Below are 21523 nucleotides of genomic sequence, written 5' to 3'. Positions count from 1 at the left end.
CTCAAACTTCCGCGGATGGGTGGAGAGCGGAATGGCGGCTTTGGGGCGGGGGAATGCGTTCCCGGCCGTTCGTTCACCTGTGGCGCAACGGAAGGAACCCATCTTAATCTCGACCGGCCAGCGCCATTAGACTGACAGCACCGATCCGAGTGATCGTCTGTGCGGTCGAAACTGCACCGCCGGGGCGCGAGGGCCGGCGCACGAATGCCGGTCGTCGACATGCGGCACGGCAACCAGCGTGCTCGCCCTTTACGGCGCGAGCATCTTCCTATCGGTGAAGGTGAGGATCGTCATGACCTCGCTGCCCGGCAGGGAGAAGCTCTGCTCCTGAAGCATCAGCCCGCTCGCCTCGTTGCGGTCGAACCAGGCCGTCGCCCTTACCGACCTCGGGGTCGAGGCCTCCTTCTTCGACCCGAACATCATGTCGAAGGCCGAGCTTTCGGGGGATGCCTCATAGCGTGGAAACCACTTAGCCGGAATCGAGGGCGACGACCTAAACCACTTGTGTCGGGAGCGTCCGCTGCACACCATCATGATCGGATACCGGTCGAGATCGACAATTTTCCGCAAGGTTGCGGTTCTGCTCGTTCCGAACGCGCACGCCACCTCGTCCAGCGACTTGATGTTCAATCTGCCGACATCCTGCAGCAAGGGAGCCAGAATGTAGCGCGGCAAAACAAGATCAGACGCATATTCGTCCGCGACGCGCTCGGGACCATTCGCCGTGCGCGTCGAGGCACCGCCAATGTCCTCCGGTCGGCATACCAGGCATCGGCCACGATGGTGGCACCAGTGGCCGATCTCGTGAGCGATCGAGAACCTTCGCCGGGTCGGCGGCATCCTGTCGTCGACCGTAATGATTGCGCGGCCGGCCCTACCCACGATGCGCGCCTCGCAGGTGTTCAGCCTGCGCAACCGGATTTTCGCCCCCAGCTCCCAGGCGATGGCCTCGAGGTCGATCTCATTCGGACGCAGGATCCCGAAGCTTCGCAGCAGTCTCTCGGGGTGGGTGTGGGGGAGGTTCAAGCCTCGTCACCTTCTTCCTCCCAGCGACGCAACTCGTCAAGATCCTCCTCAATGCCCCTCTGGTCGGCCTCGTAGCTCGCGCTGCTCTTGCGCGCAGCGAGCGTGAGCCGCCTGTCGAAGTCCGAATCGTTGGCGCGCGCCTGCCGCAATGCGTCGGATCCATGGATCGACCGCACGAGCCGGGGGCGTCGCGCGTCCTTCGTCGCAGCCGCCTTGGCACGCGCCAGCCTCTCACGTCCCGCCTCGGCGATTGCCGCAGCTATGGTGGACTTCACCGACGCGATATCCGCGGGGGTGGTGAACTCCATCACTTCCTCGGGCGACATCGTCAGGAATTCCTCGATTACGACTTGTTGCAGCCGCCCGAGCTTTCCCTCGTCATCCATCTCACGTCCCTTGCTCATACGGGTGCACCTGCTGGGAACGCCCTGCGAAGGCGGTTCGCCAAGCGTCTACGCGCAGCCGCCAGCCCCTTCGTATCCGTCTCCAAAAGCTCCTCGAGCTCCCGACCCAAAAGTCCGTCACAAAGGCCCATAACCAAGAGCTGCAACTTCTCGTCGTCGGCCACAGTGGCATCGACTAGCGCCAAGCATTTCCCATGGAAAATTCGCGCCAGAGCCTGCTCCTCGGGGGAGACGGCGTCATCCGCGACATCGAACCTACCATCGTTGGCGGCGATCGGAATGGAAGTGACGCCCTCGTCAAGGTTCTGCCTGCGCCTGCGATATGAGGTCGAGGCGATGCTCTTCATCGTCTGGATGGCGAAGCCCACGATGTCCACGTCGACTGGGCACGTCCGTTTCGTCACCATCCGGTAGACTGCTTCGTGCAGCAGATCCTTCGGCTCCATGTCGGCGATCCGAGCCAGCCCCCTGCTGATGCCGTCCAGTCTAGCGACATCGAGTTCACCCAGGGCGGACAGGCCTGCGACCACCTCGTCGGAAGTGTAGTTCCGGACGGTGGATGTCCGGTCAGGTTCCAGATTCTCGTCTTCCGCGATCACCGAGATCTCCTGCGTTCTCCTTTGGGGGTGCGCACCTGCGCCAAGATTCGGACGTGCACCGCAAGAAAAATTCTTGGCGTCCGAAACGCTGATCATCCGCGCACTGCAAGGTGATGGCAGCAAGTCTGGCCGCTGCCAATACCTCAAGGCCGGTGTGCATATGGAGTGCAAGATGACGGACATGGCCCGAAGTCACGACAAGTTTCAGTTCACCGTTGACGGTGCCCCCCACGGCACCAACGACAAGACTATGGACGGCAGCCAGATCCGCGAGACCGCGGGCCTGACGCCGGCAAGCGACTTCGTCCTCATCCAGATCGACGGCAGCATCGCCTTCTCGATCGGCATTGAGAGGGATGTCACGTTCGAACGCGGGAAGGTCGCGACCTTCGTCTCCTTCCGCAGCGACCGCATCTACAACTTCACGGTCAACGAGCGGGGGTGGGAATGGGGGGCGCCAGCGATCCTGGCGGCGGACATCTTCCGCCACGGCGGCATCGATGACGGCCTCGAGCTGATCCTCGACAGCGCGGGCGACACCCCCGTGCCGCCCGACGGCGAGGTGCGGTTGGACGGTGAAGGGGTCGAACGCATCCGCAGCCGCGAGCCGAAGACGGTGACCATCAAGGTGAACGGGCGTTCGCGGACGGTGGAGAAGAAGCCGCACAGCTACCGCGAGATCGCGAAGATCGCCTATCCCGACGCCAACTTCGAAAATTTCAACTACACCATCACCTATCTCCATGGCGTCCACGGCGCCGAGGGCGATCTCGTCGAAGGCGAGACCATTCAGGTGAGGAAGGGGATGGTCTTCAATGTCCGCCGCTCTGACAAGTCTTGATCCGCATCTGAAGCGCCTCGTGGACGAGGGGTTCGAGATCGAGGTGCGCAATAGCCATCTCGTCGTTCGCAACGTGCCCTACGTTGCTTTCGACAGGTCCCTGGCCAGAGGCGCACTCACGTGCGCGCTGACGTTGGACGCCACGGGGCTCACCGCGACACCCCAACCGGACCACACCATGTATTTCGCGGGATCCACGCCCTGCCACCGGACCGGCGATCCGATGGCGAACATCATCAACAACTCGTGCCCGCAGACGTTCGGCGACATGCAGGTCGACCACTACCTGTCCTGCAAGCCTGAGATCACCCTGCGGTACGAGAACATCTACGACAAGGTAGTCGCGTACGAGGGGTTCATCGGATCGGCCGCGCGATCCCTGGACCGGACGGCTAACGCCAGGACCAACACCGGGGCGATGGCCGCATCCGACGACAGCCCGTTCGCGATACCGGACTCGGCGTCCGCGCGGTACGGCATCGGCGCCATGAACCGCAAGCTGATGGGGCGGGTGGCCATCATCGGTCTCGGCGGGACCGGTTCTTTCGTGCTTGATGTGCTGGCGAAGACCTGGGTCACCGAAATCCACTTGTATGACGGCGACCAGCTCCTGAACCACAACCTGTTCCGGTCGCCCGGGGCGCCGGAGATGAATCTGCTGAAGGGTTTTCCCTTTAAGGTGAACTATTATTCGCAGATCTACGGACGTTTGCACCGGGGCGTCACCCCCCATTCCGTCAAGGTGACCGCAGCCAACGTCGACGATCTCGCCAATTTTGACTTCGTCTTCGTGTGCGTCGACAAGGGGCACGCCCGACGTGAGATCGCCGAAGGCCTTCACCGGCTGGGGATTCCATTCATAGACACCGGCATCGGAGTCGGGCTCGAGGAGGACGCGATAGACGGCTGCGCGCGAGCAACGTTCATCCGGCCCGGCACGCCTTGGCCCGACGTGGAGAAGCTGCTCCCCTTCGGCGACGACGGCGAGGAGGACGACGTCTATCGGACGGACATCCAGATCGCCGCCGTAAATTCGCTCAACGCGAACATGGCCATTCTACGCTGGAAGCGCTGGGCGAACTACTTCCGCGACGAACGGAACGAGATGAACGCCGTCTACATGATCGAGGGCAACAGCATCTCGAACCGGGGTGGCCGATGAGCCGGGTGGACAGGCTGGAGACGGTTTTCCTGGACGAGATGCCCGAGACCTTGGAGGATGGCGTCCTGTACGTATCGCCGGAATGTCACGTTGCCCTCCACAACTGCGCGTGCGGGTGCGGTGAGGAGGTATCCACGCCGCTGGTCGACACCGAATACACGCTTACTATGCACGAGGGGCAGGCCTCGATCTGGCCCTCGATAGGCAACCACGACTTCGCCTGCGCGTCCCACTACATCATCAAGCGCGGACACATCGTTTGGGCAGGCCGGATGTCCCGCCGCGCCATCGAGGCAGGACGCGAGGATGATCGACGCCTCAAGAGGCCGCCGGCCCCGAGGCCCATCGCTGTTCCGGCCGCACGGCCGGTCGTCACCGGTGGCTACATCCTGAGGGCTGCCGCCTGGATTAGGGAAATCTGGAGGCGGCTGTTCGGATGAGCCAGCGCCGCCGTCTCGATCACCTTCGAGACGGCGGCGAAATCCGCATCGTCCGGTCGACGGGCCGCCGCCGATCGCAGTCTCTATCCAGCTGGCGCGTTGGGATGTGGGCAAACTTGGCGATCAAAAGATCATGCTGGCATGGAAGGATTGGCTGACGAGTGCGCCAATCGCTTGGCGGAATCGCCGAGAATATCGTCTCCAGCAGGTTGAGCAGCGTGATCGAATGGCGGTTTGTCCAGGCAATCTGCCAGGAACCGGCGTGTCTCCTAATAGCCCGTCCTGCCCATACAGCGTCGTCTGGATGAGCATCCGCTTCCGGGGAGCAGGTACCAAGCGCTGTACGGCCGATTATGGGTCGTTTGGAGGAATCCAACCATCATCTTGTTGATGAACATTCATCGCTGATGTCTGCCGAAATTTCGCATCCGCTTAAAACGTCGCGCTAAATTAAATATTTTGCTCAATATGGCACAGTGACAAAATTCAAATAATCACCTCAATGCTGGGCGTTTCTGGATGGTAAGGCTGCTAATTGCGGTGGATTTTCGTGCAGCAGATTACGCGTGAAATAGTCGCGGAACTTTCTCCAGAAGAAGGGCTGATAGACCGAATGGCGTGTGTTCGGTAAGATCACTAAGTCGACATCGCGTCCCGCATCAATGATCGCCTTGGCCAACCTGAGGCTTTCGGTCACGGGCACATTGTCATCGATATCGCCGTGAACAAGCAGCAGCTTGCCGCGCAACTGCCCAGCCACGGTCATGTTAGAATTGCGTTCCCAGATAGCCGCGTCGGCATTGCCCATCGATGCCTCGGGCCACCATGCCTTGTCGAGGCGCAGGTCGTGATTGCCCGACCAGGCAAGTCCGACCTTGAAGAATTCCGGCCGCCGCAACATGAAGCGCGCTGCGTCATAGCCGCCCGCCGAGCCGCCATAAACGCCGACCCGGTTCGCATCGATCGAGGGGTAGCGCGCCGCCATCTGGCGGATCATCGCGATATGGTCGTCGAGGCCGACCTCGCCCAGATTCTGGTAGGACGGCGCACGGAATGCCTTGCCTCGGCGTGAGGTACCGCGCCCGTCGATCATGACGACCACCGCGCCGATCTGCGCCACGCTGGACGAACTGGCAGAGATCGTGTCGCGCCAACCGACCGGGACCTGGGTCGTCGTCGGACCGGTATAGACATTGTCGATCACCGGATAGCGCTGGTTCGGATCGAAGCCGATCGGGCGGTAGATCATGGCGCGCAGCGGCGTGACGCCATCCACCGCAACGCCGTAGAAGGGCTCAGGGGCCTGATAGCCGATCGCCCGCAGCGCGCTGTCGTCCGCCTTGCCCAGCTCCGCGACGATCCGGCCGTCGGCGGCATCGCGTAGGACGGTTCGGGTCGGCTGGGTCGGGGTGGACATCGCATCGACGAACCAGCGGCCATCGTCCGACACCGTGACCTCGTGGTCGAGCGGCTCGGGCGTCAGCAGCCGGGGAGCCGCGCCATCCATCGTCACACGGTAGAGCGCGCGGTAATAACGGTCTCGATCCGCCTCCCGCCCGACACCGGTCAGCAGGATTGTCCGCGAGGGGGCATCGACATGCTCGATGCCCGTCACTTCCCACGCGCCACGGGTAAGCGGATAGCCCTGATCCGGCGCGTCGGGCCGAACGAGATAGAGCTGCGCCCAGCCGCTGCGCTCGGACACATCCAGTTCACCGCCGAGCGCGGGCGCGGCGCGGAAGAAACTGGAAGTCACGAAGACCAGCGGATCGCCTTTCTCCCGCGCGACCATTTTCGCCGCGCCCGTAACCGGATCGGCGTTGTAGACGCGCAACTCGCCATAGCCGCGCTGCGTCCAGACCGAACGGACATGATCCCCCTCCCAATAAAAATCGGGGTCCTGCGGATAGAGGATCGACTCGGACGGGATACCGAGCATCGCCGGCTTGGCACGGCGGTGGCGAACCGCCTGCTCAACATTAATCACCAGTTGTTGCGCCTGAGGCAGCTTCGCGCCGCCCGCCAGCGGATAGATGTACTGGAAGGAACGCGGATAGAGACTGCCCGGCGGATTGGCCTGGGTGATCGAAAGGCGCGGCACGTCGCGCGTGTCCAGTCGCCATGTCGCGATCCGGCGGCTGTCGGGCGACCATTTGACGGAGACCGGCATGGGCGGTTCTTCGCTGCCCGCCTTCAATATGTCGGGCAGCAGCGCAATACCGCGCCCATAGGGCTGGTCGCGCGTGCCGTCGCTGGTCAACCGTACCTCGCGCCCTGACTTTCGCTCGCGCGCATAAAGGTCATAGCCATGGGCCACGACCTCGAACCGGCCATCGGGCGAGACGGCTCCCTCCCCATTCGGCGGCCCCTTGGTCGCTTCGGTCAGCGTCCCATCGGGCGCCAGTGTCCAGCGGCGATCCATTTCGGTAAAGCTGAACGCACCCGTAGCCGGATCGAAGGCGGGTTGCTCGACCGCCAGTGATAGCGGGTCGACGGGCTTGCCGATCTTCGGGGCCAGCAAGGTCGCCAGCCGTGCCTCGTCCATGATCTGGCGCCCCGCCTGGCTGCCCAGGTCGAGATAGCGCAGCATCCGGTGGCCCTGGATACCGGTCCGGTAAAGCAGCCCCTTGTCGCCCTCCGTGAACACCGCGCGCAGCGAGACATTGGCGAGCAGGGTCGACAATTGCGGCCAGAGCAGCCGGTCCGCGCGGGCATAGCGCTCGGCGATGGGGGCGGCCGGAGGGGGCGTGGCGGGGGCGGCGGCACCGGGCGTCTGCCTGCCATGCGACCAGGCAGGCCCGAGTGGCAACGCGAGCGAAAGCGCCAGGGAGAGGCCGAGCGCATGCGATCTCCGTCCGGCTTTCCACTGTGGCATAAACGTAACACAGTCCCTTTTTGAACAGTACGGCACTTGACACCCCTGCGACGAATATATTCTGTATACGAAATACGTAAGAAGGGGGCAAGTGACATGATCGATCGAAAAAAGGCGATTCGTATAGGTTTGATGCTGAGCTGCGCGTGTTTCGCACAGCAATTGTGCGCACAGAACACGGCACGTTCGACGACCGAAGCGCAGACGCAGAGCGATGACGGCGACGGCAGCGGCGACGTGCTGGTCACGGGTTCGCGCATTCGCCGCGACGCCAAGGACAGCCCCGCCCCCGTCGCGGTCGTCACCGCCGCCGAAATCCGGTCGGTCGGATCGCAGCAGATCACCGACGTCGTGAACCAGCTTCCGGCACTCGCCATCACCCAGACGAACCAGACCAGCAATTTGGCGGGCAATGCGGGCATCAACGCCCTCGATCTGCGCGGCATGGGAACGCAGCGGACGCTGGTGCTGGTCGACGGCCATCGCCAGGTGCCCGCCATCCCCGGCACCTCGGCGGTCGATCTCAGCAACATCCCCTCCAGCCTGGTCGAGCGGGTCGAGGTCGTGACTGGTGGTGCCTCGGCGCTCTACGGCGCGGACGCGGTGGCGGGTGTCGCCAACTTCATCCTGAAGAAGAATTATCAGGGGCTGGAATCGAACGTCCGCTACAACGTGTCGACCCGCAACGACATGAACCAGTACGGGTTCGATCTTCTGGCGGGCACCAATTTTGCGGACAACCGCGGTAACGTCACCTTCTACACCTTCTACGACAATCAGCCCGAGGGAATCAGCGGCGCGGACCGGCCGTGGACGGCGCAGGGCTATCCTTTCTACGGCAAGACCAAGGATGCCGTTAAATCCACCATCTATGATGGCGTCTACAACATTTACTCGTCCAACTCGGCGCAGCTGATCCTCAACAAGCAGCTTTATGCCGTGGCCGCCAACGGATCGCTGCGTGCGCCCAATCTGGGGTCGCAGGGTTTCTTGAACCCACAATCGGTCAACATGGCCAATACCAGCGAGGCGCTGGGGACGTTGCTCGCCGGCGAGGGCAGCGAATATCATGGCCGCTATGACGGCTGGCTGCTCTCGGTCCCGTCCGAACGCTTCTCGACCCGCCTCGCCAGCCATTACGACTTCAGCGAGGCGTTCAAGCTTTTCGGCAATGTCAGCTTCTCGCGCAACTTCTCGACCGCCGCCTATGCGCCGCTGACCGCCTTCGGCTATGATGCGGTTCCCGCCGACAGCCCCTATATCACGTCGCAGATGGTCGCGGCGGCAGGCGGCACGATCCCGGCGGGCGGCGTCAACTTCGCACGGCGTGTCATGGAGGTCGGCACACCCGAGACCCAGTATCGCCGCAAGATGGTCCAGGCGGTGGCGGGGGCGGAGGGCGATTTCCACCTGTTGTCGCACAACTGGAACTATACCGCCTATTACTCCTATGGCCGGTCCGAGCAGCAGGTCCGCGATTTCAACGCGACCTCCTATGCCCGCTGGTATCAGGGGCTGGACTCGACGACCGACGCGCGCGGCAACCCAATCTGCCGCAGCACGCTGACCAGCCCCGGCGACGGCTGCGTGCCGATCAATCCGTTCGTCACGCTGACCCAGCCGATGATCAACTATATCCAGTACACGTCGAGCTGGGCGAAGTCGGTCATGACCCAGCAGGTCGCCTCCGGCTATATCTCGGGCGGGCTGTTCGATTTGCCGGGCGGGCCGGTGCAGGCGGTGATCGGCGCCGAATATCGCAAGGAGCGCAACGATATAGGCGTCGCGGCGGAGTATAATGCCGACAGCCCCCGCTACGACCCGACGCTGGGCGTGACGCAGATGCCGCTGATCGGCAATTACAGCGTCAAGGAAGCGTATGGCGAACTCCATGCGCCAATCCTGCGCGCGACGCCGTTCTTCGACAGCCTGTCGGTTGACGCCGCGGTGCGTTTGTCGGATTACAGCACGGCGGGCCGCACCACGACCTGGAAGGTCGGCGGCGAATGGGCGCCGATCCGCGACATCCGCTTCCGCGCGACCTATGGCCAGGCGGTGCGCGCGCCTAATATTGGCGAACTGTTCACGGCGAGCAGCGTCGGCGGCATGTGGGTTACCGATCCCTGCAACGCCTACAACCTCGCTAACCGCATCACCAAAACGCAATATACGGCGGCCAATTGCGCGGCGATCAAGCCGACCGATCTGAGCAACTACTGGATCTACCGCGACATCATCTCAAAGGGGAATCTGGCCCTGAAGCCGGAGACCGCGCGGACGCTGACCGTCGGTGCGGTGCTCCAGCCGCGCTTCATTCACGGTCTGTCACTGACGGTCGATTATTACGATATCGACCTGCGCAACGCGATCGACGCCTTCGGTGCGCAGACTCTCATCAACAAATGCGTCGACCAGCCGAGCCTGAGCAACGTCTTCTGCTCGCTGGTCACGCGCGATGCGGGCAACAACATCAAGTCGGTCGTCACCCAGAAGCTGAACCTGGCGCAATATCTGACGCGCGGGCTGGATTTCGGGCTGAACTACGCCACCGATCTGGAGCGGCTGGGTTTCGGCGCGGGGGCTGGCAACCTGTCGATCAACGCCAATTATACCCGTCTGCTCAACCGCCGCTACACGCTGGACCCGAGCGACCCGAACACCGTCACCGAATATCGCGGCGTGTTCGGCAGCCCGACCTGGAAGGGCGTGATCCGCACCACTTACACGCAGGAGAGCTGGGGCACGACCTGGACGCTGCGCCACTTCTCGCCAATGAAGGCCGCAAGCACGATCACCTCGGCCAAATATGATCCGGTTTTCACGCCAAACGTCTTCTACAACGACTTCTTCGGCTGGGTGCGCCTGAACAAGAATATCGAGCTGTCGGGCGGCCTCAACAACGCCTTCGACCGCAAGCCTCCGCGCATCCCGGGTGCCGAAGCGGGTGGCGCCAATTTCGAGCTGAGCTATCAGGCGGGCGTCTACGACGTGATCGGCCGGACCTTCTTCGTCGGGCTGCGCTTTACGCGATAACCTTCCAGTATAGGCGGCGGTTTTTAGCAATATCTGAGATCCGCCGCCATTATATATTACAAACATTAATTGATAAAATATATAATTATTGTATTTGTTCAGTATTGTTGAATTTTACATTTAATCAATGCGCCTGAAGTTAATATGGGGCCCTGTCAAGAGCAGCCAGAATTTGACGACGTCGATGCTGTCCAGACGATACAAGGCATCATCGTTTCCAGCCGCTTCGGCGAAAACTTGAAAAAATTTTGCCGACACCCGCTTCCTGCCCATGCCGGACGTCCATCATCTGTCCAACGCGATGGGGGATCATGCACTATTACCAATATGAACGAATGGCAGAATACGGGATGCTGGCGAGACACGCCCAATGACCGCAACTGGGTCGTCGCAGCGGCGGTTTTACGTAGGCTTATAGGCACCATCCGTTGACGGGAATGCCAGCGTACGCACGAAAAAGCGGATCACGTCGTCCCGGTAATAGGCTCCGGCTGGTCCTTCCGGATCATGAGCGACGCCAGGCATCACCAGCTGCTCGACCGGCTTATTCGCGCGGATCAGCGCATCGACCATCCGCATACTGCTCGACAATGGCGCGTTCACGTCAGCCGTGCCGTGCATGATCCGCAGCGGCCCCGACAAATGCTCGGCAAGCGCAAGGTTTGAGCCTGCGGCATAGCCGCCGGGGTTGTCGGCAATCCGGCCCATGTCCGGTTCGTTGACCAACGCATCCTCATCAAGCGCGCCCGGAGCACCGGCGTAGCCGGCTTTGAAGAAGTCCGGTGCCACCAGCATCGCGCGGATTGCGAAATAACCGCCCCAGCTGTGACCATGGATGCCGACCCGGGTAAGGTCCATCCAGGGCCGCGTCTTGGCGAGTTGGTGCAATCCTGTCACATAGTCCGAAATCTCATTCTGACCGATCTTGCCATAGGTCGCATCGCTAAACGCCTTGCTGCGGCCTGCGCTTCCACGCACGTCGATCGCAACGACGACAAAACCAGCGGCGGCCAGCGCCTCGGCGCGGCGCATCATTGTGTTGCCGGTATAGGTGCGTGAGAGAACCGTCCCTAACGGACCGCCATAGATATAGGCGACGACCGGATAGCGTCGCGTCGGATCGAACCCAAATGGGTGATACAGCGCGCCGTGAAGTGGTGTCACGCCGTCAGCCGCCAAAACGCGGATCGGCTCAGGGGGAGCATAGCCGGTTGCGGCAACAGCGCTCGCGTCAGCGATTGTCAGCGACATCCGGCCGCTGCCATCGGAGCGAATTAGGTCTCGCCTGCGGGAGCTGGTCCATGATGAGTGGCTGTCGACCAGATACCGGCCTGATGGCGAGATTAGCGCCATGTGGACGCCGGGGTCGACCGACACGGGACGCAGCGCGTCGCCCTTCAGGTTTCCGCGATACAGGCGTTCGTCATAAGGCGCAGCAGGATCGGCACCCGTCACCAGCAGCGTGCCGTCATCGCTCACGCCATCCACCCGGACGACGGGAAACGTACCGCGTGTCACCTGACGGATCAGGCGACCAGCATCGTCATAATGATAGACATGCCGCCACCCATCACGCTCCGATATCCACAGGAAGCCGTGCCCCGCCGCAAGCGGCACGACTTGCGCACGCCAGCCGCCGACCGCGAAATTCAGGTCTGCGACCTTGGTGTCCCGCCGTTCCTCACGAAGAAGCCGCCGAACCTGTCCATCGCGTCCGATGGAAAGGAGGTCGAGCCGTTTGCCGTCACGCGCGAGATGGAGGACGAGCGCGGAGCCGTCGCTACGCCAATCAGCCAGCCAGTCATATCCCTCGTCCTGACCGTTTGACACTTCCCGCAATTCGCCGCTGGCCGGATCGAACAGATGCAGCCGCGCGCTGGCGATCGGCGTACCTACTTTGGGATAGGGGACCATTGCCACCTGTTCGCTCGCGGCGGTGTAATCGACGACCGGAATATGGTGCACCATGCGGCTGTCGATCAGCCAGACGGCCAGCCGGCCGTCGGGTGACCAGGGCTGTTCGGGCAACTCCCATGCAAGATCGGATGTCCCGGTACGCTCTATCACGGTACGGCCCGCCGCGTCGAATACCGCAAATCCCTCGCCCTGTTGTAATACAATCCGGTCGCGGCCGGGTGATATGATCCCTCCTGCTAGGAGCCGTGCGTCCATTCTACTTTTCTCGATACGTCGGACGTCCGGCTTTGCGAAATCGAGCCGAAATCCATTGCCAGCATAGTCGAAAACCAGGCCACGCTCGTCCGGCGTCAGGACAAACGGCATCTGCTCAGGAAGTGCCGCATTCTGCCCGGTAAGAGCGGCGAGCTGCTCACGCAGTCTGACGGGGGTGATGATCGGACGGCGTTTCTGTCGCGCAGCATCGACTATTACCCAGGTTCCGGCCATCGGACCGATTGCGTCCCAAAACACGAGCCGCTCGCCATGCTGTAGCCAGCGCGGAGCGACCATGCTGTCGCGGATGGCTTGCGGCCAAGCCTCGATCCGGGCGGCCCGATCGAGCCGCGAGGCGGTATCATCGGGGGATTGGGCCGGAACGATACCTAATAATCCCGAGGAAATGGTGATGGCTAAGCAGAGAAGGCGAATCATGATCCCGTTCTAGCTCGTGCTATTGCGGTGATACCAATATATCGTCGATGCCTCATTGAGACGGAAACGATCATGATCGACCTACGCCAACTGCAGTTGTTCGTGTCGGTTGCCGAGGAACTGCATTTCGGCCGGGCTGCCGCCAAGTCAGGTATGTCGCAGCCGCCATTCAGCCAGCAAATCCTGCGTCTCGAACGCAAACTGGGTGTCGCCCTGCTCCACCGTACCAGCCGCCACGTCTCACTGACGCCCGCCGGTATGGCGCTGCTCGTCGAAGCCCGCGCGTTGATCGCCAGGCGGGATCGTATCGTCGATATGGTCAGGAGGACGGCAAGTGGGGACGCCGGGACCCTGCGCATCGGCTTTGCGGCATCGTCTGCCGTGGGTGTCCTGCCGATCATCGTCCGAGATCTTCGCCTCGCCCTGCCTGACGTGAACTTGCAGATCGACGACCGCGACGGAATCGACATCGCTGCTGCAATACGCCTTGGCACCCTTGATGCCGCCATCGTTCGCGGGCCGTTCCCCGCGAAGGATATTATGGTCGAGACACTTTACCGTGACGGCTTAGTGGCCGTGTTGCCGGGGTCGCACCCGCTTGCCGGGCGAACGGACCTGGCGATCAACGACTTGGCGGTTGATAATTTCATCCTGTTTCCCCGAACGGGCGCGCCGGAATTGTACGATACGATCATCGGTCTTTGTAGCGGGGCGGGCTTTTCGCCTGCCGTCGTTCAGGAGGCCAGCGCCTGGCTTTCGGTCGTCGGATTGGTAGAAGCCGGTTTGGGCATAACGATAGCGCCAGCCCTAGCCGCGCGAGGCTGTCCGCAGGGCGTCGCGGCAATACCGGTTACAGGCACATTTGACCGCACCGAACTTCTGATCGCCTACCGACAAGGCGAATTGCATCCGTTGGTTGCGCGCTTCCGTGAAATTGCTCTGTCAGCGATGCAGACTTGAGGGTTTCGCTTCGAATGACCGTGATTTCCATGAGTGGCTTTTAGGCGGTAGGTTGGCCTTGGCTGTATTGGCATTGGCAGCATGAACGAATGGCAGCCTGTGAAGAGGCTGACAGGTGTTTCAAACGGCCGGGATTGGGTCGGCTCAGCCGGTTCGCGTCACGTGGGCGAGAAGTTGATCCAGACATATGACAGTCAGACTGACCCTTGATATTCCTCGTTGATCGGTCGGGGCTTAGCGCCCGATCGGTCATGGGCAAATCTGGATCTACCGAGACGTCTGACGTGAACGAACAGCAAATCCCGGCGGAGCTCCGAGGTTCGGACCGGTTCGAGCGGCTGGTCAATTCGATCAGGGATTATGCAATCTATCTTCTGGATCGCGAAGGTCATGTCGCGAGCTGGAATGCCGGAGCCGAGCGGTTCAAGGGATACACCGCCCAAGAGATCATCGGGCAGCAATTTTCACGCTTCTATACCGACGATGATCGCGCCGCCGGCCTGCCGGCCCGTGCGCTGCAGATCGCGGCGGCCGAGGGCGTTTTCGAGGCAGAGGGGTGGCGGCTGCGCAAGGACGGCACGCGCTTCTGGACCAGCGTGGTGATCGACCCAGTGCGTGACGACCAGGGGACGCTGATCGGTTTTGCCAAGGTCACGCGCGATATAACCGACAAGCAGGAGGCGCAGCAGGCCCTGCGGGAAAGCGAGCAGCGGTTCAGCCTGCTGGTGCAGGGCGTGAAAGACTATGCCATCTACATGCTCGACCCCAACGGCTTCGTCACCAACTGGAATCGCGGCGCGCAGGCGATCAAGGGGTATCGTGCCGACGAGATCATCGGCACACATTTCTCGACATTTTACACCGAGGAGGATCGGCAGAGCGGCGAGCCGACACGCGCCCTGCAGGTAGCGATCGCACAAGGCAAGTATGAGGTCGAGGCGTGGCGGGTACGCAAAGGCGGCGCGCGGTTTCGCGCCGGTGTGCTGATCGCGCCCATCGTCGACTGCCGGGGTACGCTGATCGGCTTTGCGAAAATTACGCGCGACCTCACCGAGCGCTGGCAGGCGCAGCAGGACGTCGAGCGTGCGCGCGAGGCGATGGCGCAGGCGCAGAAGATGGAGGCGGTCGGTCGGCTGACGGGCGGTGTCGCGCATGATTTCAACAATCTGCTCACGATCATTCGCTCGTCCGCCGACTTGCTGCGCGTCCCGACGCTATCGCCCGAAAAGCGCGACCGCTATGTCGAAGCGATCTCGGAGACTGCCGATCGTGCTGCGGCCCTAACCTCTCAACTGCTCGCCTTTTCACGTCGGCAGCCGTTGCGGCCTGAGGTTTTCGACGTCAGTGCGCGCGTTCTGGAGATGCGTCCGCTGATCGAGACGAGCGTCGGCTCCTCGATCGTCATCGCGATAGAGCCGGGCGAGGCTGCGATCGTCAACGCGGATCGCAATCAGTTCGAAACTGCGTTGCTGAACCTCGTCATCAACGCCCGCGATGCGATGCCGGCGGGCGGTACGCTGACGCTGGCCAGTGCGACCGTCGACGGCTTGCCCGCCGTGCGCGGTCACGGCCCGGCGAGCGGCCGCTTCGTAGCGCTACGTGTCTCAGACAACGGCAGCGGCATCGCACCGGACACGATGAAGAATATTTTCGAGCCGTTCTTCACCACCAAACCCATGAACAAGGGTACCGGTTTGGGGCTTAGTCAGGTGCACGGCTTTGCCAAACAGTCCGGGGGCGACGTCGATGTCGAGAGCCAAGTCGGTATCGGGACGGCCTTCACGCTTTACCTCCCTTTCGCGGCAGGCATGCAACTGGTCCACGCCGTGTCCGACATTCCGAAACACGCCGCGGTCACTCGGCGTATCCTGCTCGTCGAGGACAATGAGGCCGTCGGCCAGTTCGCGCGGAGCCTACTTGAGGAACTGGGGCAGATCGTCACCTGGGTACAGAGTGGCGAGGACGCCCTCGCGCTGCTTGAGCGTGCGCACGAAAAGATCGACCTCGTCTTCAGCGACGTCATCATGCCCGGCATCAACGGCCTGGACCTTGCCCTCCGTATCCGCGATCGCTGGCCAGCGATGCCTGTCGTACTCACCACCGGCTATAGCGATGCGCTAGCGGAGCAGCAGGACCACGGCTTCCCTTTGTTGCGCAAGCCCTATTCAGTTAGCGGCCTGACGAAATTTATCACCTGACGCGAGAGCAACGCGCTTGCCGTCTGCTCCTCCGCCCAGCGGGAGCCTGCAGTTCGATGAATGGGTGTCGGATGTTGGAAGGCGGGAAAGGTAGACTGAACGGCTGAAAGTGGGTCCTTCTCACCGCGTCGTGCTGGCAGAATATGGTCGATCCTTGGGGTGCGTTGCCCAGGCGGTGTTCGGCGTCGTCTGCATCGTAAAACGCAATTCACCCCCAGCCATGATCTCGTCGTACCGGAGATAGGCCCGCGTTACGGGTATCCCGTTCAGCATCACCTTCCCGACATAAGGATGCCGGTCGTCCAGTTGATCGGCGATCACGGTCAGCTGCCGCCCATTGGGCAAGGAAAGCACTGCTCGATTCAGGAAAGGCCGACCGATCACATATTCCAGGCTGCCGGGCGTCACCGGGTAAAAGCCCAGCGCAGTAAAAACGAGCCAGGCGGACATTTGCCCGAGATCGTCGTTGCCGGACAGTCCGTCCGGCGTCGGGCGATACTGGGTCTCGACGATTTGCGTCAGTCGGGCCTGTGTCCGCCACGGTGCCCCAGCATAGCTGTAGAGATAGGCGACATGGTGGCTGGGTTCATTGCCGTGGATATATTGGCCGATCAGCCCCGCGATATCTTCGGCATGGCTATAGTCGAGTTTCGAATTGTCGAATTCGAACATCGCATCCAGCTTGGCGATGGTGGCCGTATCGCCGCCGAGCGCTCCGACGAGTGAAGCCTGATCCTGCGGTACGAACCAGCTATATTGCCAGGCATTACCCTCGGTATAGTCCGATCCGTAGTTGATCGCCGTGGGATCGAACGGCGTGCGGAACGATCCGTCGCTCTTGCGCGCACGGATGAAGCCGGTCCGGGCATCAAAGCTATTCCGCCAGTTGCCTGCACGTCTTTCGAATGTCGCGGCGATCTCGGTGCGGCCCATGGCGCGCGCCATCCGTGCGATCGTCCAGTCGTCATAGGCATATTCTACGGTCTTGGAGGCCGCCTCCGGCTCCCGATCGATCGGCACATAACCGCGCTTCATATACTCGCCCAAGCCGCCATAGGGCGCATAGGTCGCGCTCGCGACCATGGCGGCAAGCGCCGCGTCCGCATCGAACCCTCTAATCCCCTTCAGATAGGCGTCGGCGATAACGGGTGCGGCGTGATAGCCGATCATCGTCCACGTCTCACGCCCCTGGAACTGCCAGACGGGCAGGATGCCATGAGGACTATCCTTGCGGCTGGCCACGAGTGACTGGACGATCTCGCTCGACAGGCTTGCCGGCTGGACGAGCGTCAGCAGCGGATGCTCGGCGCGGAACGTATCCCAAAGCGAGAAGGTCGAACGGAATGTATAGCCTTCCGCACGGTGCACCTGATTGTCGGGACCGCGATAGCGGCCGTCCGCATCGCTGGCGACGGCGGGCGCCAGCAAACTATGGTACAGCGCAGTGGCCACGGACTTCGCCATTGGGGCAGGCGCGTCAATCTTCACCACGTCCAAGGCTGCGCGCCACGCCTGGGCGGTCTTTGCCTGGATGGCATCGAAATCGCCGGGTTCGCTTGCTAGGTTTGCAATCGCGCCCGCCTCATCGACCGACGAGATTGCACTGATCACTTCAAGCGGTTGGTCGAGGGGGCCGAAATCGAAGCGGGCGACCAATGCGCGTCCGGCGCGCTCCGCAACGGCGTCACTGCCGCGCCCCGGTCCCTGGAAGCCCTTATAAGGGACGTCCGTCTCGGTAGAGACGAACGCGTGCCCTTTGAGCGGAACGGAAAAACGGATCGCAAAGCACAGGTTTCGGTCGGGCGCCCAGCCGCGCGTCTGTCGGCAGCCGGTCACGATGCCGTCGGGACGCAGCCTAATCAAGGACCACAGGACCTTTCCCGGATAGTTGTAAAGCGAGCTGCGCAGATCGAGCACCAGATGCATGGAAGGCGCGCCAGACATGGTACGATAGCGGGCGACGCCGATCCGTGTCCCTGTGGTCAGCTCCGCCTGGACGCCTCGATCCTCCAGCTTGACGGCGTAATAGCCTGGCCGCGCGACCTCTGTCGCGTGATCGTAGCGCGAGCGATAACCCGACCCCGGCTTGCCTGCGTTGCCGGGCTCCAGTGGCACGCTATCCCCGCTGACCGGCATCATGAGGAAATCGCCGAGATCCGAATGCCCGGCACCGGAGAAGTGCGTCAGCGAAAAACCTTGGATGGTCGGATCTTCATAACGATAGCCCGCCGCATGGCTGTAGCATTCCCGAATGACGCAAGTTGTGTCGGTGTCGGGCGAAAATTGCACCATGCCAAAGGGCGCGACCGCCCCAGGAAAGGTGTGACCTTCTCCTCCCGTGCCGATCATCGGGTCGACCCGATCATAGGTCGACTGCGCGGACAGCGGCATCGCGGCAAGACTGGCGAGCAGGGCCAGCACGGCCCCTTGGCGGGAATGCTTCATCGCTGCATTAAAGCATTCCGGGGCCTCTGGCGAAAGTCGCTCGTCGCTGTACGTCCATCATTTCAAAGGTTTGGCTAGGCTGCCGCATGCAAGGCGGGCTGGGTGTCCGGTTGCCGGGTCTTTCATCAAACCTCCGCTGACGTTGGAAATGTCGCGGCCCTGATATGCACAGTTAAAGCCAGTTCGTCGCGTGCGGTCAAAACCTTGCGACGTACATCGAGGGGAAGGGCGGGGCGCGCGTCCAGGAACCGATCGACGACATCTAGCGCCGCCGCATCGCGCTGGCCGCCGATAAAGGCGTCGATCCAGGCAGGCAGGAAGAAGATGCGGCGGTTCTGACGGATCCATTCGAGCCGGTCGAGCGCCGGGCGCAGGAAGGGCAGAGTAAGTTCGGCCTGCTCGACCGTATTGAACGCGCCCAGGCTTTCGCTCACCCAGGCTTCGTTGAGCGCGGCATCGTCGAAATAGCGGGCAAAGTAGGCGGCCTTGACCGCGCGGTCGGGTGTCGCCGCACGGGCGACGAAGGCGTCCTTCACCGTTTCGCTCGTTTGGTCGAGCCGTTGCTCGGTCGCGTAGAGCGCGGCGGCATCGGGCGCTGCGACTGCGATCAGGCGACGGACGATCGCCCAACGTGTCGGCTGGCGGATTGCGGTGCCGACCAACATCGCGCGGCCCGCCAGAAGGTCGCGCAAGCGAGCAAGTGCGAGCGGCGTCCGCGCGGTTGCAACCAGGCGATCGAGCGCATCCTTGCGCAGGCCGTAACCGAGCGTGGCATCATCGATCCGGGCGAGCAGCGCCCGTTCCCAGCGGGGCCGCAGTGGCGCGGCGGCGTCGTCGGGCAGGTAGACGTCGAGTGCGGCCGCGCCGCGCGACAGGATGGTGCGCGAAATCTGTTCGTCGGTTTCGGCGGGCAGGTGGTCGAGCAGCATGGCGATATAGCGCGCCGGTGAGAAGCGGACGTCGCGGACCGTGTCCCACACCGCGCTCCACAGCATCGCGCGGAGCAGCGGGTCCTCGACCGTGCCGACGTTCGCCACGATCCAGGCGAGGGTGCGGCCGTCGGGCAGGAACAGGCCGTATCCCTGGTCGTCGTCGTTCGGCCAGACATAGTCGGGCACCGGCAACCCCGCCGCCCCGGCGACGATCGCGGTCGTGCCGGAGAAGGCGGCGTCGAGGACGACATCGGGCCGGGTCTTATAGCCCAGCCGTACCCGGACCTTCATCGGCCATGCGCCGGCGCGGTCGCCTGGCAGCGACCGCGCCGGCCGCTGGACGAGCGTCAGCGACCCGATCCGACCGCCCGCGATGCGGAGCTGCGTGTCGACGCGGGGGAGGCCGGCGCGTAGCATGTACTGGCGGCCGAAATCGGTCAGGTCGACGCCCGACGCCGACCCGACTGCGCCGAGCAGGTCCTGCCAGGTCGCGTTGCCATAGGCATGATCGATGAGGAAGCGTTGGAGGCCACGGCGGAACCCCGCCTCGCCGACCAGGAAGGCGAGCTGTTTGATGACCGCCGGCGCCTTGTTGTAGACGATCGGGCCGTAATTGCTCTTGGCGGCATTGAGATTGTCGAGCGGCTGCCACAGCGCCTGCGTGCCGCTGGTCGCATCGGCGCGATAGGCGGGCGTCTTGGTCGACAGGAGGAAGGTGGTCCAGGCGTTGCTGTCAGGCTGAAGCTCGGCCTGGATGCGCGCGGCCATATAGGTCGAGAAGCCTTCCTTCAGCCACAGGTCGTCGAACCAGCGCATGGTGACGTCGTCGCCGAACCATTGATGGCTGATCTCGTGGTAGATGGTGGCATCGCGGCCGACGCGCTGCGGCAGCGTTGGCGGCTCGCGGAAGATGAAACGGTCCTTGTTGTAGAAGACCGCGCCGACATGCTCCATGCCGCCGAAGGGAAAGGCGGGAGCAAGCACCAGGTCGAGCTTGGCGAAGGGAAAGGGGACCTCGAACCAGTCGCTGAGCCAGCGCACTGCGGCGCGGTTGGTCGCGATCTGCGCCTCGGCATCGACCTCGGCACGGCGCGAGGCGCGCGCGTAAAGGCTGATCGGGCGCTCCCCCGCGGGCGCCGACGTCCAGCGCGTCCAGGGAGCGGCGGCGAAGGCGGCAAGATAGGTGGAGATTGGCTCGGTTTCTGCAAAGCGCCAGCGCGTACCGCCGGTCGTCGGCTGCTGCCCATCGAGCGGCCCGTTGGCGATCACCGTCCAGCCGGTCGGCGCGGTGATCGTCCAGCGGAAGCGCGCCTTGAGGTCGGGCTGGTCGAAACAGGGGAACAGCAGATTGGCATCGGAGGGGACGAGCAACGTGTAGAGATAGGCCTGGCCATCCTTGTCGTCATGATAGCGGATGATCGCCGCCCCCGATGCCGCGATCGGTGTCGCGAACCGTGCCGAGACGATATTGGCGCCGGTCTTCAGCAACGCTGCGGGCAGGACGAGGTGTCCGTCGACCCGCCCTGCGGCCGGTAGCGGACGGCCGTTGACCGTCAGATCGGCGAGCGTGGGGCCGCGAAAGTCGAGGACCAGATCGCCGCTGTCGCCCGCGCGATCGAAACGGATGACGACCGCGCCCGCGGCGGTGTCCGCCGCGGTCAAGTTGAACGACAGGTCATAGCGGAGGCCGAAGATCTGCGCCGCCCGCACCCTTGCGAGGTCGAGCGAAATGCCGCGTTCGATGGCGCCCTCCGCCGACAGGCCGGCGGCACGCGCCTGTGCCGCGGTCCACAGCCCCATCGGTGCGAGTATCGCGGAGCGGAGCAGCGTACGGCGTGTGTCGAGGAAGTGCAGGTCGGCCCCCTGTCGCGGTGGAGCGCCGATCCTAAGAAGATGGGGCGGTGCCTGTCGATCGGTTGGACCGTCCCGGCGTGCCGTTCGTTGGCTTGGCCATGGCGACGATAGCGACAGCACCGACGACGGGGAGACCGGGGGCAG

Annotated in this window: 13 protein-coding genes; 6 read left to right on the top strand and 7 right to left on the bottom strand. The window is 62.9% G+C overall.

The genetic code is table 11. From position 1 onward, the window contains the following. Nucleotides 1–249: 249 nt before the first annotated feature. The 3 genes from GGQ89_RS14680 to GGQ89_RS14670 are packed head-to-tail and all read right to left on the bottom strand — an operon-like array spanning nt 250 to nt 2029. On the bottom strand, nt 250–1026 hold the full coding sequence (locus GGQ89_RS14680; RefSeq protein ID WP_184106206.1) for an ImmA/IrrE family metallo-endopeptidase: 777 nt from the start codon (nt 1024–1026) through the stop codon (nt 250–252). After that, the gene (locus tag GGQ89_RS14675; RefSeq protein WP_184106205.1) at nt 1023–1430 is read right to left on the bottom strand and encodes a hypothetical protein; all 408 of its coding nucleotides are present in this window, start codon (nt 1428–1430) and stop codon (nt 1023–1025) included. Before GGQ89_RS14675 ends, GGQ89_RS14680 begins: the two co-directional genes overlap by 4 nt. Beyond that, a complete protein-coding gene (locus GGQ89_RS14670) occupies nt 1427–2029 on the bottom strand; it encodes a hypothetical protein (RefSeq protein WP_184106204.1) in 603 nt (200 codons plus the stop codon). The genes GGQ89_RS14675 and GGQ89_RS14670 overlap by 4 nt, the downstream gene beginning before the upstream one ends. Nucleotides 2030–2102: 73 nt before the next feature. On the opposite strand from GGQ89_RS14670, the gene GGQ89_RS14665 reads away from it, so the two are divergent. The 3 genes from GGQ89_RS14665 to GGQ89_RS14655 are packed head-to-tail and all read left to right on the top strand — an operon-like array spanning nt 2103 to nt 4472. Next, nucleotides 2103–2870 carry a multiubiquitin domain-containing protein gene (locus tag GGQ89_RS14665; RefSeq protein ID WP_206362692.1) on the top strand — a complete coding sequence of 256 codons (768 nt, stop codon included), beginning with the start codon at nt 2103–2105 and terminating at the stop codon, nt 2868–2870. Then, entirely contained in the window at nt 2845–4032 is a 1188-nt protein-coding gene (locus GGQ89_RS14660) for a ThiF family adenylyltransferase (RefSeq protein ID WP_184106203.1), read from the top strand. Before GGQ89_RS14665 ends, GGQ89_RS14660 begins: the two co-directional genes overlap by 26 nt. Then, nucleotides 4029–4472 carry a ubiquitination-like system serine protease family protein gene (locus GGQ89_RS14655; protein WP_184106202.1) on the top strand — a complete coding sequence of 148 codons (444 nt, stop codon included), beginning with the start codon at nt 4029–4031 and terminating at the stop codon, nt 4470–4472. The genes GGQ89_RS14660 and GGQ89_RS14655 overlap by 4 nt, the downstream gene beginning before the upstream one ends. A 499-nt stretch (nt 4473–4971) precedes the next feature. Here GGQ89_RS14655 and GGQ89_RS14650 read toward each other — a convergent pair whose 3' ends face one another. Continuing rightward, on the bottom strand, nt 4972–7281 hold the full coding sequence (locus GGQ89_RS14650) for a S9 family peptidase (protein ID WP_184106201.1): 2310 nt from the start codon (nt 7279–7281) through the stop codon (nt 4972–4974). A 162-nt stretch (nt 7282–7443) separates the two neighbouring features. On the opposite strand from GGQ89_RS14650, the gene GGQ89_RS14645 reads away from it, so the two are divergent. Beyond that, nucleotides 7444–10380, top strand: a complete 2937-nt coding sequence (locus tag GGQ89_RS14645; RefSeq protein WP_184106200.1) for a TonB-dependent receptor plug domain-containing protein — start codon at nt 7444–7446, stop codon at nt 10378–10380. Nucleotides 10381–10782: 402 nt separating this feature from the next. On the opposite strand, the gene GGQ89_RS14640 is transcribed toward GGQ89_RS14645, so the two are convergent. After that, the gene (locus GGQ89_RS14640; protein WP_184106199.1) at nt 10783–12990 is read right to left on the bottom strand and encodes a S9 family peptidase; all 2208 of its coding nucleotides are present in this window, start codon (nt 12988–12990) and stop codon (nt 10783–10785) included. 72 nt (nt 12991–13062) lie between these two features. On the opposite strand from GGQ89_RS14640, the gene GGQ89_RS14635 reads away from it, so the two are divergent. Together GGQ89_RS14635 and GGQ89_RS14630 are read left to right on the top strand one after the other, a co-directional pair. Further along, nucleotides 13063–13950, top strand: coding sequence for a LysR family transcriptional regulator (locus GGQ89_RS14635; protein WP_184106198.1), 888 nt, complete (start codon nt 13063–13065; stop codon nt 13948–13950). A gap of 251 nt (nt 13951–14201) precedes the next feature. Then, nucleotides 14202–16148, top strand: coding sequence for a hybrid sensor histidine kinase/response regulator (locus GGQ89_RS14630; RefSeq protein ID WP_184106197.1), 1947 nt, complete (start codon nt 14202–14204; stop codon nt 16146–16148). A 120-nt stretch (nt 16149–16268) separates the two neighbouring features. On the opposite strand, the gene GGQ89_RS14625 is transcribed toward GGQ89_RS14630, so the two are convergent. Then, complete coding sequence (locus tag GGQ89_RS14625) at nt 16269–18593, bottom strand: GH92 family glycosyl hydrolase (protein WP_184106196.1); 2325 nt, start codon at nt 18591–18593, stop codon at nt 16269–16271. A 125-nt stretch (nt 18594–18718) separates the two neighbouring features. Then, a complete protein-coding gene (locus tag GGQ89_RS14615) occupies nt 18719–21325 on the bottom strand; it encodes a M1 family metallopeptidase (protein ID WP_240456309.1) in 2607 nt (868 codons plus the stop codon). Between the last annotated feature and the right edge of the window lie 198 nt (nt 21326–21523).

It is taken from the genome of Sphingomonas yabuuchiae (genome assembly GCF_014199595.1).
GTDB lineage: Bacteria > Pseudomonadota > Alphaproteobacteria > Sphingomonadales > Sphingomonadaceae > Sphingomonas > Sphingomonas yabuuchiae.
The sequence above is the reverse complement of the archived record's forward strand: the minus strand, read 5'-3'. Positions and strand labels throughout refer to the sequence as shown.

What these genes read in the sequence shown, in the direction of transcription:
- GGQ89_RS14655 (WP_184106202.1), top strand. Translation starts at nt 4,029, where the DNA reads ATGAGCCGGGTGGACAGGCTGGAGACGGTTTTCCTGGACGAGATGCCC.
- GGQ89_RS14640 (WP_184106199.1), bottom strand. Translation starts at nt 12,990, where the DNA reads ATGATTCGCCTTCTCTGCTTAGCCATCACCATTTCCTCGGGATTATTA.
- GGQ89_RS14615 (WP_240456309.1), bottom strand. Translation starts at nt 21,325, where the DNA reads ATGGGGCTGTGGACCGCGGCACAGGCGCGTGCCGCCGGCCTGTCGGCG.
- GGQ89_RS14635 (WP_184106198.1), top strand. Translation starts at nt 13,063, where the DNA reads ATGATCGACCTACGCCAACTGCAGTTGTTCGTGTCGGTTGCCGAGGAA.
- GGQ89_RS14675 (WP_184106205.1), bottom strand. Translation starts at nt 1,430, where the DNA reads ATGAGCAAGGGACGTGAGATGGATGACGAGGGAAAGCTCGGGCGGCTG.
- GGQ89_RS14645 (WP_184106200.1), top strand. Translation starts at nt 7,444, where the DNA reads ATGATCGATCGAAAAAAGGCGATTCGTATAGGTTTGATGCTGAGCTGC.
- GGQ89_RS14625 (WP_184106196.1), bottom strand. Translation starts at nt 18,593, where the DNA reads ATGAAGCATTCCCGCCAAGGGGCCGTGCTGGCCCTGCTCGCCAGTCTT.
- GGQ89_RS14630 (WP_184106197.1), top strand. Translation starts at nt 14,202, where the DNA reads ATGGGCAAATCTGGATCTACCGAGACGTCTGACGTGAACGAACAGCAA.
- GGQ89_RS14660 (WP_184106203.1), top strand. Translation starts at nt 2,845, where the DNA reads ATGTCCGCCGCTCTGACAAGTCTTGATCCGCATCTGAAGCGCCTCGTG.